The sequence below is a fragment of the Pseudonocardia sp. KRD291 genome (assembly GCF_019263595.1).
GTDB lineage: Bacteria > Actinomycetota > Actinomycetes > Mycobacteriales > Pseudonocardiaceae > Pseudonocardia.
In genome coordinates this window covers 1-12,494 of the sequence record NZ_JADQDD010000188.1, presented here as the reverse complement: position 1 = coordinate 12,494, position 12,494 = coordinate 1, and the positions used below count along the sequence as shown (strand labels likewise).

General features: G+C 76.1%; 12 protein-coding genes and 1 pseudogene. 7 read left to right on the top strand and 6 right to left on the bottom strand.

What is annotated here, in order from left to right; genetic code table 11:
* The 5 genes and pseudogenes from I4I78_RS22360 to I4I78_RS22340 all read left to right on the top strand — a co-directional run.
* Positions 1 to 912: pseudogene (locus tag I4I78_RS22360) on the top strand (hypothetical protein); the annotation flags it as partial.
* Between the two features lie 29 nt (positions 913 to 941).
* Positions 942 to 1,757, top strand: coding sequence for a purine-nucleoside phosphorylase (locus I4I78_RS22355; protein ID WP_218613426.1), 816 nt, complete (start codon positions 942 to 944; stop codon positions 1,755 to 1,757).
* Positions 1,758 to 1,791: 34 nt separating this feature from the next.
* Positions 1,792 to 3,405 (top strand): phospho-sugar mutase, encoded by a 1,614-nt coding sequence (locus tag I4I78_RS22350; RefSeq protein WP_218613425.1) that lies wholly within the window; start codon positions 1,792 to 1,794, stop codon positions 3,403 to 3,405.
* A 28-nt stretch (positions 3,406 to 3,433) separates the two neighbouring features.
* Positions 3,434 to 3,889, top strand: coding sequence for a flavodoxin family protein (locus I4I78_RS22345; protein ID WP_218613424.1), 456 nt, complete (start codon positions 3,434 to 3,436; stop codon positions 3,887 to 3,889).
* A 10-nt stretch (positions 3,890 to 3,899) separates the two neighbouring features.
* On the top strand, positions 3,900 to 4,355 hold the full coding sequence (locus I4I78_RS22340; RefSeq protein ID WP_218613423.1) for an SRPBCC family protein: 456 nt from the start codon (positions 3,900 to 3,902) through the stop codon (positions 4,353 to 4,355).
* On the opposite strand, the gene I4I78_RS22335 is transcribed toward I4I78_RS22340, so the two are convergent.
* From I4I78_RS22335 to I4I78_RS22320, 4 genes are read right to left on the bottom strand one after another with little or no spacing between them, the layout of a single operon-like run.
* Positions 4,259 to 5,140, bottom strand: a complete 882-nt coding sequence (locus I4I78_RS22335; protein WP_218613422.1) for a GDSL-type esterase/lipase family protein — start codon at positions 5,138 to 5,140, stop codon at positions 4,259 to 4,261. The two genes, I4I78_RS22340 and I4I78_RS22335, sit on opposite strands and share 97 nt — an antisense overlap.
* Before the next feature lie 5 nt (positions 5,141 to 5,145).
* Positions 5,146 to 5,769, bottom strand: a complete 624-nt coding sequence (upp, locus tag I4I78_RS22330) for a uracil phosphoribosyltransferase (RefSeq protein WP_218613421.1) — start codon at positions 5,767 to 5,769, stop codon at positions 5,146 to 5,148.
* Positions 5,770 to 5,799: 30 nt separating this feature from the next.
* Positions 5,800 to 7,443 carry a metallophosphoesterase gene (locus I4I78_RS22325; RefSeq protein WP_218613420.1) on the bottom strand — a complete coding sequence of 548 codons (1,644 nt, stop codon included), beginning with the start codon at positions 7,441 to 7,443 and terminating at the stop codon, positions 5,800 to 5,802.
* Complete coding sequence (locus I4I78_RS22320; protein WP_218613419.1) at positions 7,440 to 8,351, bottom strand: haloalkane dehalogenase; 912 nt, start codon at positions 8,349 to 8,351, stop codon at positions 7,440 to 7,442. Before I4I78_RS22320 ends, I4I78_RS22325 begins: the two co-directional genes overlap by 4 nt.
* Before the next feature lie 403 nt (positions 8,352 to 8,754).
* Here I4I78_RS22320 and I4I78_RS22315 point away from each other — a divergent pair, with 403 nt between their 5' ends.
* Positions 8,755 to 8,991 carry a hypothetical protein gene (locus tag I4I78_RS22315; protein WP_130292286.1) on the top strand — a complete coding sequence of 79 codons (237 nt, stop codon included), beginning with the start codon at positions 8,755 to 8,757 and terminating at the stop codon, positions 8,989 to 8,991.
* A 209-nt stretch (positions 8,992 to 9,200) separates the two neighbouring features.
* Positions 9,201 to 10,490, top strand: coding sequence for a primosomal protein (locus I4I78_RS22310; protein ID WP_218613418.1), 1,290 nt, complete (start codon positions 9,201 to 9,203; stop codon positions 10,488 to 10,490).
* Between the two features lie 28 nt (positions 10,491 to 10,518).
* Here I4I78_RS22310 and I4I78_RS22305 read toward each other — a convergent pair whose 3' ends face one another.
* Together I4I78_RS22305 and I4I78_RS22300 are read right to left on the bottom strand one after the other, a co-directional pair.
* On the bottom strand, positions 10,519 to 11,199 hold the full coding sequence (locus I4I78_RS22305) for a response regulator transcription factor (protein ID WP_218613417.1): 681 nt from the start codon (positions 11,197 to 11,199) through the stop codon (positions 10,519 to 10,521).
* A partial coding sequence (locus I4I78_RS22300) for a sensor histidine kinase (RefSeq protein WP_218613416.1) occupies positions 11,196 to 12,494 on the bottom strand: 1,299 nt, incomplete at its 5' end. The genes I4I78_RS22300 and I4I78_RS22305, both read right to left, overlap by 4 nt.

Sequence of the window (12,494 nt, the reverse complement as noted above, 5' to 3'; positions counted from 1 at the left end):
CCCTCGGCCCGCCGTCGCGCCCGCTCGCTGCTGCGCGGCGGGCGCGGCACCGCGGAGCCTGCCGTCGAGCGTTCCGGCCCGGGCGCCCCCGCGCCGCAGCAGGGAGGCGCCGCGGCCTCTGCCGCTGCCACTCCCCAGGCCGGCGCGCCGCAGGCTCCCGCGCCGCTGTCCGCCGACCCCGGCCCGCTGCCGGCCGGCTTCCCGGGTGGACCCCCGCCGGCCGAGCACGGCACCGGGTACGGCCCGGCAGCCCGTCCGGGGCCACCGCAGCCGGTCCGCCCGGCACCGCGGCCGGTCTCCCGCCCGGCACCCGCGCCGGCCACCGCGACCCCGAAGGTCGGGGTGATGGGCGGGATCCCCCTGGTCATCGGTGGCGCGCTGATCGTCCTGCTGGGCGCCGCGGGCGGCTACGCCGGCGTCCGGACGGTGGCCGGCCAGGAACCGTCGAGCACGGTCACCGTCGCCACCGACCGCGTCCCGCGGGTGCCCTACCCGGACCCGCTCGGCTTCAGCGTCTCGGTGCCGGAGAACTGGTCCCAGTACCGGCACACGGCCGGACGCGACGACACCGTCGTCCGGTTCGTCAGCCCGGACGGCACCGAGGAGTTCTCGTTCCGCTCGGCGGAGTCGGCGGACGCCGTGACCGGCGGCCTCACGGCCGAGGCGATGGGAGTGGACTCGGTGGTGGCCACCCAGACCCCGGAGCAGGTGCAGGGCGTGCCCGGCGCGGAGCAGACCCGCGTGCGCACCGTCGAGGGCCCGCAGGAGCGCACGAGCTGGGTGCGGGTCGTCCCTGGCCGGAACTCCGGGGTCTGGGTCGTCACCCTGACCACGCCGTCGCACCGGTCCGAGGACACCTCGGCCGCCCTGTTCGACGCCGTCGCGGACGGGTTCCGGATCACCGGGTCCTGACCCGCGGCACCGTGTCTAGGCTGGCCGCCATGAGCTCCCCGGCCGTCCCCGACCCCGCCGAGAACGCCGCCCGCGCGGCCGCCGAACTGGCCCGCGCCACCGGCGTCGACTCGCACGACGTCGCCGTCGTCCTGGGCTCGGGCTGGCGTCCGGCGGCGGACGTGATCGCCGCCGGGACCGGTGCGGTCGACGTCCCGATGGCGGAGCTGACCGGCTTCGTCCCGCCGACCGCGTTCGGTCAGAGCGGCATCGTCCGGTCGGTCCCGGTCGGCGACCGCCGTGCGCTGGTGCTGCTCGGGCGCACCCACCTCTACGAGGGCTTCGGCGTCGAGCCGGTCGTGCACGGGGTGCGTACCGCCGCCGCGGCGGGCTGCCGCGCAGTGGTGCTGACCAACGCGGCGGGCGGGATCCGCGAGGGCATGTCGGTCGGGCAGCCGGTGCTGGTCTCCGACCACCTCAACCTCCTGGCCCGCTCGCCGCTGATCGGGGCCCGGTTCGTGGACCTGACCGACGCCTACTCGCCGCGGCTGCGCGAGCTGGCCCGGTCCATCGACCCCTCGCTGACCGACGGCGTCTACGCCGGCCTCCCGGGCCCGCACTTCGAGACCCCGGCCGAGATCCGGATGCTGCGCACGATGGGCGCCGACCTGGTCGGCATGTCCACCGTCATGGAGACCATCGCCGCCCGCGCCGAGGGACTCGACGTCTGCGGGATCTCGCTGGTCACGAACCTGGCCGCAGGGTTGAGCGGGCAGCCGCTGAACCACCAGGAGGTCCTGGAGGCCGGCGCGGCCGCGGCGACCCGGATGGGCGAGCTGCTGCGCGAGCTGGTCGGGCGGGTATGAGAGAAGCTTGCGGAACGAAGATCGGCGCAGTCTGATGGCCCTGCAGTCGGTCTTGCGGGACGCGGCGATGCGCTGGATCGCCGACGATCCCGACCCGGACACCCGCGACGAGCTGCAACGCGTCCTGGTCGCGGCGATGACCGGTGACCCGGTCGACGATCTGGCGGACCGGATGTCCGGGCCGCTTCGGTTCGGGACGGCCGGGCTGCGCGGGCCGGTCCGTGCCGGGCCCGCCGGGATGAACGTCGCCGTCGTCCGCCGGGCGACGTCCGGCCTGGCGGCCTGGCTCGTCGCGAACGGGCAGGGCGGTCGCACGGTCGTCATCGGCCGGGACGCCCGGCACGGCTCGGTCGCGTTCGCCGAGGCGACGGCCGGGGTGCTCGCCGGGGCGGGGTTCCCGGTCGCGCTGCTCGAGGGCGCCGTCCCGACACCGGTGCTCGCGTTCGCCGTCCGGTACCTCGGCGCAGTGGCCGGGATCCAGGTCACCGCATCGCACAACCCGCCGGGAGACAACGGCTACAAGGTCTACCTCGGCAACGGCGCCCAGATCGTGCCGCCCTCGGACGCGCAGATCGAGGCCGCGATCGCCGCCGCGCCGCCCGCCGTGTCGGTCGACACCGCGGACCCGCCGCCGCCGGTGTCGGTCACCGGGGCCTACCTGGACCGGGTCGTCGCGCTGCCCCGCACGGGCGCGCGGGCGCTGCGGATCGCGCTCACCCCGCTGCACGGCGTCGGTGGTGAGACGTGCGTTCTCGCGTTGTCGCGCAGCGGGTTCGACGACGTCCGGGTCGTCGCCTCGCAGGCCGCGCCGGACCCGGACTTCCCGACCGTCGCGTTCCCGAACCCGGAGGAGCCGGGCGCGACCGACGCGGTCCTGGCCCTCGCCGCCGACGTCGGGGCCGACCTGGCCGTGGCGCTGGACCCGGACGCGGACCGCTGCGCGCTCGGGGTCGCAGGCCCCGACGGCTGGCGGATGCTCACCGGCGACGAGACCGGTGTGCTGCTCGCCGACCACCTCCTGCGCCACGGCACGGGCGAGGACCCGCTCGTCGCCACGACGGTCGTCTCGTCGTCGATGCTGCGGCCACTGGCGCAGTCCTACGGGGCGCGGTTCGCCGAGACGCTGACCGGGTTCAAGTGGATCGTGCGCGGCGGGCCCGGGCTGGTCTACGGCTACGAGGAGGCGCTGGGCTACTGCGTGGACCCGGACGGGGTGCGGGACAAGGACGGCATCGCCGCGTGTGTGCTGGCCGCCGACCTCGCCGCGTCGCTGCGCGCAGTCGGTGCGACGCTGCTCGACCGCCTCGACGAACTTTCGGTGGCCCACGGGGTGCACCGCACGCGGGGCCGCTCGATCCGGATGGAGCCGTCCGAGCGGGACGCCGCGGTGGCCCGGTTGCGCGAGCACCCGCCGGCGGGCTGGGACCTCGACCGCCCGGCCCCGGACGTGCTGCGCCTGCGCCGCGACGCCGCGCGGGTGGTGATCCGCCCGTCCGGGACCGAGCCGAAGCTCAAGGCCTACCTGGAGGTCGTCGAGCACCCGGACGGGCCGGACGGCCTCGCCGCGGCCCGCGAGCGCGCCGACGCCCGGATGACCGACCTGCAGGACGAGATCGACGCCCTGCTTGCGCCCCGGCCCCACCACTGAGGACCCGGCCGCGTGCAGAATGACCGCGATGCCCAGGCTGCTGATCGTTCACCACACGCCGTCGCCGGCGACCGCGGAGCTGCTCGCCGAGGTGCGCCGGGGCGCGAGCGACCCGGAGATCACCGGCGTCGAGGTGAGTGCACGCGCCGCGCTGGCCGCGACCGCGTCCGACCTGCTCGCCTGCGACGCCGTCCTGCTCGGCACCCCGGCGAACATCGGCTACATGTCCGGGGCGCTCAAGCACTTCTTCGACCAGGTCTTCTACGTCTGCGGCGACGACACCGCGAACCTGCCCTACGGCCTGTGGGTGCACGGCGGCTCGGACACCGCCGGAGCGGTGCGGGCCGTCACGGCGATCGCCGACGGCATGGGCTGGGCGGCCGCGGCGGCCCCGGTGACGATCACCGGTGCACCGGACGCGACCGCCCGGCAGGCATGCTGGGAGCTCGGCGCCACGGTGGCCGCCGGGATCATGGATTCGTAGGAGGGAACGCGTGCGCGACGAGGTCACGGTCCACATGAAGGCGCCGGCCGAGCGGGTCTGGGCGCTGGTCTCCGACGTCCGCAACACCGGCCGGTTCTCCCCGGAGACGCTCGAGGCGCAGTGGCTCGACGGCGCGACCGGGCCCGCGCTGGGCGCCCGCTTCCGCGGCCACGTCAAGCGCAACGGCCGCGGCCCGATGTACTGGACGGTCTGCAAGGTCACCGCCTGCGAGCCGGGCCGGGAGTTCGGTTTCGCCGTCATGGCGGGCGGGCTGCGGGTGAACAACTGGCACTACCGCTTCACCCCGAGCGGCGACGGCACCGACGTCACCGAGTCGTTCGCCCTCGAGCAGAGCCTCCCGACGAGGCTCTACTGGGCGGTCGCGGGCCGGGCCCGGCGCCGGACGAACGTGCGCGGCATGACCGAGACGCTCGAACGCATCCGCGCGGTCGCCGAAGGGGCCTGAACGCGACCGTCGCGCCAGGCCTCGATCCGGTCCGCCCACATGCGCGCGATCAGCCGGTAGGCGGCCGGGCCGGCGTGCAGCCCGTCCACCGTGCCGGACCCGGCGAACAGCCGCGACGTGTCGACGAACTCCACCGAGTGCCCACGGGCCCGGTGGGCGGCCGCGACGCCGGGCGAGAGCCGGGCCAGCTCGGCGCGCGCCGCGCCCTGGCGGGCCAGCGGGGCCCAGACCCCGGCCATCACCACGTGCGCGTCCGGTGCGGCGGTGAAGATCCGGGCGAGCAGCGCGTCCAGCCGGCGGGCCACGGTGGCCCCGGACGCGCCGGCGATCAGGTCGTTCGTCCCGGCGTGCAGGAGCACCACGTCCGGGTCCGCGGCCAGCACCCAGCCCCCGGCGGAGAGGGCCATCCGGGCCGCCGTGATCCCGGAGCGACCCTCGTGCTCATGGTCGGGCAGCGCGGACGGTCCGCTCGCACGGGAGCCGACGAAGTCGACCCGCACCCCGTCCGCGGTGAGCCGTTGCCACAGGGGCAGCCGGTACCCGGCCGTGCCGACGCTCCCGACGCCCTCGGTGCTCGACGCGCCGAGCGGCATCACCCGTACCTCTCCCGGCGCCGAGGCACGCACCTCCGGTGCCTGCGGCCGGTCCGCGGGCAGGGCGGCGGTGACGCCCAGCGCGACCGCGAGCACGCCGACCAGCAGCACGGCGCGGCGCAGCGGGCGCGGGCGCCGGGGCGCGACCGCGTGGTGGCGCGCGTGCCCCCCGTCGCGCCGCCGCGTCCGCACGCGTCTCAGACCGCCCCGAACTGCCGGTCCCCGGCGTCCCCGAGACCCGGGACGATGAACGCGGAGTCGTTGAGCCGCTCGTCGATGCTGGCGGTGACCAGCCGGACCGGCAGCCCGCTGTCCCGCAGCCGCGCCACGCCCTCCGGCGCCGTGAGCGCGCAGATCGCCGTCACGTCATCGGCGCCGCGGGCGGTGAGCAGCTCGATCGTGTGCACCAGCGAGCCGCCGGTGGCCAGCATCGGGTCCAGCACGAACACCGGGCGCCCGACGAGCGACTCGGGCAGCGACTCCATGTAGGGCACCGGCTGGTGCGTCGCCTCGTCGCGGGCCATCCCGACGAAGCCCATCTGGGCCTCCGGGACCAGGTTCAGCGCGGCGTCGGCCATCCCCAGCCCGGCCCGCAGCACCGGCACCAGCACCGGCGGCGTCGCCAGCCGGTACCCGACGGTGCGGGCGACCGGGGTGTGCAGCGGCTCCTCGGCCAGCGGCGCCTCCCGGGTGGCCTCGTAGACCAGCATCAGTGTCAGCTCGCGCAGGGCTGCGCGGAACGTCGCGTTGTCGTTGCGCGCGTCGCGCATGCTGGACAGGCGCGCCCGCGCCAGGGGGTGGTCGACCACACGCACGTCCATGTCCCGCAGGGTAGTCACCGCGAGGCGCCGTCACGGGGTGGCGCGGCCGGGGGTCTCGCTGGTCCAGCTCCACCGCCCGTCGGCGCCGCGGCGGGCACGCATCCGGTCCTCGCAGACCGGGTGCTGCTCGTGCTCGAGACAGCCGGTGGCCGCCCAGGCGCCGATCACCACCTCGTCCGCGGTCGCGTCCAGGCGCAGGAACGACTTGAACAGCGGCGGGGCGTCGCCGTCGAACAGCACCGACATCAGGTTGTGCCCCGGCGCCGAGCCGCGGGCCGGGAGCCGGAACAGCGCGGGCTCGATCCGCCGGGCCCACAGCCCCGGCTCGACGTCGGTGCCGCGCGGCGGGTCCATGTGCAGCCGCCGCGCGACGAGCGCGGTGGCCTCGCCCGGGCTCAGCACCAGCCGGTCGAGCCCGAGGCCGAGCACCCGGTCGTAGCGACGGCTGAAGTAGGCCAGCGAGTCGCCGCGCAGCGGGTAGCAGCGGAAGTCGTCCTCGGCGACGGCGACCGGCGCGTCGTCGAGGTTCGGGATGGTGTGCGTGGCCGAGAGGAACGCACCGCTGCCGCCCGCCACCAGGTACAGCAGGGTGCGGCCGTCGGCGAGGGTGACCGGGTAGCGCTGGTAGGCGTGGTCGTCACCGCCGATCGCGGCGATGTAGTGCGCCCGCGGGTCGGTGACGATCTCGTCCACGGAGCGCGGGCCGCCCGGACGCGGGTCGCGCACCGGGCACGGCTGCGGCGCGGCGTAGGTGAGCAGCGGCTTGCCGGTGAGCAGGATCTTGGGCCGGTCGTCGGCGAGGGAGACCTCGCGCAGCCAGTCGGCCTGGTCGGCGTCGATGCCGCCGTGCAGCCCGGTGTCGATCAGGACCAGGCGGACCGGGCCGGCGTCGATCGCGCAGTACGGGCCGGGCTGGGTCCCCTGCTGGCCCGGTGCGCCCCGCCAGCGGGCCCGCATCCGGTCCACCTGCGCCGCCGTGCCGCGCGGGGCCCGGCGCCACAGGCGCCCGCGCAGCCACCGCTTCCACGCCGGGCCGGGGCCGGGCACGCGAGGCGGGCCGGCGTCCGGGGCCTGGCCGCAGAACGTGGCCATGAAGCCGGTCAGGTCGTCGTACCAGTCGTGGTTGCCGGGCAGGCCGTAGATCGGGCCCGGGTAGCCGGTGTAGGGCCGGTGCAGCCGGTCCTCGTACTCGGCCACCCCGCCCGCCGGGTAGATCACGTCGCTGACGACGACGGCGAGGTCGGTGTCGGCGGCGACCCGCTCCAGCACCGGCGGCACGACGTACTGCGACGCGTCGCCCTCACCCGGGTCGCCCAGCAGCGCGACCGAGATCGTGTCCCGGCCGGCGAAGCGGTCCACCACCCGGGTGTCCAGGTTCCGCGCCGGGTCCTGCGGGCCGGTGTCCATCCGGCGCAGCCAGGCGGTGCGGGTCGCGTCGGTCGGGTCGCCGAGCAGCTGCGCGACGACGTCGTTGCGCGAGGCCCACAGCGGCCCCGGCCGCAGCCAGCGCGGCAGCCATCGCCACCCGAACCCGACCGGCGGCTGCGGCGGCACCCGGGACGCGAACTCCCCGATCCGCGCGCACTCCCACCCGGCGTCGCGCTCACCGACGCGCGACGGGGCCGCCGGCTCGGGACCGCTCGGCAGCGGGTCCCGGCCCCGCGCGGTGCTCACCCGCAGAACCGGACGATCTCGGCCGCGAGCTCCGGGCCGGCGTCCTCCTGCAGGAAGTGCCCGGCCCCGGCGATCGTCGGGTGCGCCCGCCCCGCGGCGCCGGGGAGCTCGCGTGCCAGCACCGCCCGCATCGGGCCGGTGATCGGGTCGGAGTCGGAGAACGCGCACAGCACGGGGACGTCGAGCCGGCGCAGCACGTCCCAGGCCGCGCGGTTGGGCCCCGCCGACGGGTCGTCCGGGCGGGTCGGCACCAGCAGCGGCATCGCGCGCGGTCCGGCCGCGTAGGACAGGTCCGGGAACGGGGCCGCGTAGGCGGCGCGCACCGCGTCGGACATCGGGCGCACGCACCCGGACTCGACGAGGCGGGCGACGTCGAGGGTCCCGGCCGCGCCGGCCCTCTCCACGGCACGGCGGAACTGCCACCAGACCTCGGGCATGTCGTGGTCCCCGGTGGGCAGCCCGGTGTTCGCGGCCACCACCCGGGCGAACCGGCCCGGGTGCTCGGCGAGCAGCCGCAGCCCGATCAACCCGCCCCAGTCCTGCCCGACCAGGGTCACCCCGTTCAGGTCGAGCACGTCGAAACACAGCGCGCGGGTCCACTCGACGTGCCGGGCGTAGCTGTGGTCGGCGATCTCGGCCGGCTTGTCCGAGCGGCCGAAGCCGACCAGGTCCGGTGCGACCACCCGCATGCCCGCCGCGGCCAGCACCGGGATCATCGTGCGGTAGAGGAACGACCAGGTCGGCTCGCCGTGCAGGAGCAGCACCGGCGGCCCGTCCTCGGGCCCGGCGGCGGCCCACGCCATCCGCAGCGTCCCGCCCTCGCCGTCGCCGATCTCGGCGTCACGGTGCGCGATGCCGGGGCCGGGCAGGCCGGCGAAGCGCTCGGGAGGGGTGCGGAGGATGCGCATGACCCGATCCTGACATCCGGCACCGACAGCCGTCCTCCGCCGACCGTCGGCGAACCTCGACACGAGCGGGTGTCACCGTTCACACAAGGTGAGCGGAAATCGTGCCCCGACGGGTGACGCCCTGGTCAGGCCGGAGGGCACCCTGGTCCGCCCGAGTGATCTTCGGATCACCCCGGGAGGCGTTGCGTGACAGCGAATCCACGGACGGTTCAGCGGTGACCATCCGTCGTCGATCATGCGCCCTCCGCTCCCTCGGTAGCGTGATGCGCCGCAGCGGCCGCCACGATCGGCACTCGCGGTCGCCGAATTGAGGATTCACCTGACCCGAACGGGTGGTATGGCCGAAACGGTGTCACACCCGAGCCCCCGCCGACGCTGTACTAGATGACGAGGAGGTGATCCGGTGCCGGAGAACACGACTTCCGAAGAGGCGACCTTGATCGCTGCGGCGGAGAGGCTTACACAGTGCGACGGTTACGTCGTGCTGGCGGTGGACCCGCAGACCGGGGAGGTGGACGCACACGGGCCGTTCGACGGGATGACGGCCACGGTGAAAGCGGACCAGCTCCGGCGAGATTTCGACCGCGGTGGACTGGAGGACGTCTCCATCGGCGTGGTCCGTCTGCACAGCCAGGCCTGACCGCCGGGATGGACGACCGCATCCGCGCCGCGGGGGGAACGTCGACGCTCGGCGCAGATCGCCGGGCACTCGACCCGCTCCCCCGTCCGGCGCAGAGGCGGGCTGGTTCATCCGGCCCAGGCCTGTGCGGACGTGCGGCCGCACGCGACGTCGGCCCGGACGACCGGGCGATGGCGCGGACGGTCGGGGGCCGGCGCTAGGCTCGCGGCGTGGCAAGCGACATCGTCCCGATCCAGCTCGCCCTCACCCGGGGTGACGTGGTCACCCTGTGGGCGCCCCGGTGGCGCGAGGACGGTGAGGAGTGGGAGGCCTTCCTCGGCGACGAGGAGGCCGTGTTCGGTTTCGACGAGGTGGCCGGGCTGGCCGCCTACGTCCGGACCGCCCCGGAACACGACCTCACCGACCATCCCGCGTGGTCGGTGGTGCCGACCCTGTCGGTCGGCGAGCTGACCCCGGACGAGAACCACCGGTTCGACATCGTCGGCCTGCCCGAGGTCGCCGCGGGCGAACCGGACGGCTGGACGATCGGTGAGCTCGACGAGACGGTCGCGATCGTCCGGTCGCTGGCCGAGGTCTGCGACCTCGACGACGTCACGCGGATCCTGGACGGCGAGCCCGGCTTCGACCTGTTGCGCCGGGGCGCGGTCGCGTTCGCCGGGCGCGAGGGCGCCAAGCAGTGGACCGCGCTCTCGGACACCATCGGCGAGAGCTGGGACGCGGTCCTCGACGCCCTCGACGAGCTGGTCGCCACGCCCGAGATCGACGGCCCCGCGCTGGAGAGGTCCCGGGCCGAGGCCGTCGCGCTCGCCGAGGCCGAGGAGGCCGCGGGGGACCCCGACGACGACCCCGATGACGACGTCGACGACGCGGAGCTCGAGGCCGAGGCGCACTCCCAGGGCGCGACCGTGGACTCCCCCGACGAACCGGAGGCGCCGGTCGGTTTCTGGGGTGAGGTCGGCATCGACCCGATCCGGATCGAGACCTCCGACGGCGAGGTCGTGACGCTGCGCTGCTACCTCGACGACAAGCCGGTGTTCCTCGGGTCCGGCGGCCGGATCGACGTGTTCGGCTCCGAGCGCGCCCTGGTCCGTGCGCTGGCCGACCCCGACGGCGCGGTCGTCGCGCACACCGACCTGGCCGCGGCGTCGACCTGGCAGGAGGTCCTCGACGCCGCCCACGTCGGGGAGCTGGAGGCGACCGTCGAGGACATGAACACCTACGTCCTCACCGGCGTCGGCGAGGACCTCGCCGAGGGTGTGCTGGACATGGACCCGGTGCAGCTCGACCTGGCCTCGGAGCTGCTGCTCGACGTCGGCGAGTGGGCCGGGGACGACGAGCCGGCGAACGCGCTGGCCGAGTCGTCCCGGCTGGGCTGGCTGGTGTCGTTCGTCGTGCGCCCGGACCCGACCCGGATGGCCCCGAGCCCGCCGTTCGGGCCCGAGGCGGCGCAGTGGGGCGAGCTGGTCGCCACCCTGCGCGGCCGGCTGCGCCTGCACTGATGTCGGCGCCCGCCACCGGGCGGGGCGCTCAGACCGGCTCCGCGCCGCCCATCCCCGCCTCGCGGGCCAGCAGGCCGAGCTGGGTGCGGTTGGCGCACTCCAGCTTGTCCAGCGCGCGGGAGACGTAGCCCTTCACGGTCGCCTCCGTGAGGTGCAGCGTCCGGCCGATCGCGGCGTTCGTGGCGCCGTCGGCGAGCAGCGCGACGACGTCGCGTTCGCGCTCGGTCAGCGCCGCCAGCCGCCGGCGGGCGGCGCTGCGGGCGTCGCGCTGTCCGGCCGATCCGGTGACCAGCGAGCGCGCCGCGGACCGGGTCATCACGGTGTGGCCCTCGGCGGCCACCCGGACCAGCCCGGCGAGCTCGTGCGGCGGGGTGGACTTGAGCAGGTAGCCCGCGGCGCCCGCGCGCAGCGCCCGGTGCACGTGGTCGTCGCCGTCGAACGTGGTCAGCGCGACGACCGGGGGCGGGTCCGGGAGCCCGGCGATCCGCCCGATCGCGGCGAGCCCGTCCACCCCGGGCATCCGCAGGTCCATCAGCACCACGTCCGGCCGGTGCCGCACGACGGCCTCGACCGCCTCGGCGCCGTCCGCGGCCTCGGCGACGACCACGATGTCGCCCGCCGCGCCGAGGATCGTGCGCAGGTGCGCGCAGACCATCGGCTCGTCGTCGGCGACGACCACCCGCAGCCTCCCGTGGGTCTCGCCGGTCATCGCGGCACCGGCACGGTCGCGGTGACGGCGAACCCGCCGTCCGGTGCGGGCGCGGCCGCGAACGTCCCGCCGAGCAGCTCGATCCGCTCCCGGAGGCCCCGCAGCCCGCTGCCGGCGCCGGTGGCGGCCAGCTCCGCGGTGCCCGTCCGGCCGGTTTCCGGGACCCCGGCGCACGCGGTGTTGCGGACCTCGACGACGACCGTGTCCGCGGCCCGGCGCACGCTGACGCCCGCCTGGGCCCCGGGGGCGTGCTTGTGCACGTTGGTCAGTCCCTCCTGCACCACCCGGTGCGCCGCCCGGGCGACCGACGCCGGCAGCCCGGCGACGTCGCCGAGACCCGTCCCCCGCACCGCCAGTCCCGCGGCGCGCGAGGCCGCGAGCAGCTCGCCCAGCTGGTCGGGCCCGGGAGCGCCGGCGTCCGGACCGACGCGGGGCGAGCCGGCCAGCGGCTCGCCGTCGTCTCCGGGGCCGGGCGCGCGCAGCACCCCGACGACCTCCCGCAGCTCGTCGAGTGCCGTCACCCCGGCGCCGCGCAGCGCGGCCGCCGCGTCCCGGGTGGCCGGGTCGGTCGCGGCCATCTGCAGGGCTCCGGCCTGCAGCACCATGAGCGAGACCCGGTGGCTGACGACGTCGTGCATCTCCGAGGCCAGGCGGGCCCGTTCCTCGGCGCGCGCCCGCTCGGCCAGCAGGTGCTGCTCGCGGTCGCTGCGTTCGGCGCGCTCGCGCAGGTCGGCCAGGTTCTGCCGGCGGGCCTGCAGGAACCGACCGGCCAGCGCGGGCACCGCGGAGGCGAGCAGGCCGAGTGCCACGGTGTCCCAGGCAGGCGCCCACGGCTGCACCGCGACCGCGACCAGCGCCCCGATGAGCATCCACGGCGCCCGCCCGCCGCGGACCTGGACCAGGACGAACACCACGGTGGCGGTCGCCGCGGGCAGCAGCGGGTTGCCGGTGAGGGTGGGTTCGGCGACCAGCAGGCCGGGCGAGGCCAGCTCGGTGCCGGTGAACGCCACCCCGCCGGCCAGCATCAGGCCGGCCACCCACAGCGGGAACCGCAGGACCGCCAACAGGGCCAGGTCGCAGACGAGCTGCAGCACCAGCCCGGCCCACGGCCCGGCCGCGCCGGAGGTCCGCGCGCCGAGCACCGCGGCCAGCACGTCCAGCCCGGTCAACACGACCGTCGCCGCGACGATCACCACCGCGGGCCTGCGGGAGGGCCACAACCCGGGCCACGGCCAGCAGGCGGGGTCGGCGCCGGTACCGGGATCGGGGCGGAACGAGGCGAACCCGGCCGACTC

What these genes read in the sequence shown, in the direction of transcription:
- I4I78_RS22345 (WP_218613424.1), top strand. Translation starts at nt 3,434, where the DNA reads ATGCCCAGGCTGCTGATCGTTCACCACACGCCGTCGCCGGCGACCGCG.
- I4I78_RS22305 (WP_218613417.1), bottom strand. Translation starts at nt 11,199, where the DNA reads ATGACCGGCGAGACCCACGGGAGGCTGCGGGTGGTCGTCGCCGACGAC.
- I4I78_RS22350 (WP_218613425.1), top strand. Translation starts at nt 1,792, where the DNA reads ATGGCCCTGCAGTCGGTCTTGCGGGACGCGGCGATGCGCTGGATCGCC.
- I4I78_RS22355 (WP_218613426.1), top strand. Translation starts at nt 942, where the DNA reads ATGAGCTCCCCGGCCGTCCCCGACCCCGCCGAGAACGCCGCCCGCGCG.
- upp (WP_218613421.1), bottom strand. Translation starts at nt 5,769, where the DNA reads ATGGACGTGCGTGTGGTCGACCACCCCCTGGCGCGGGCGCGCCTGTCC.
- I4I78_RS22320 (WP_218613419.1), bottom strand. Translation starts at nt 8,351, where the DNA reads ATGCGCATCCTCCGCACCCCTCCCGAGCGCTTCGCCGGCCTGCCCGGC.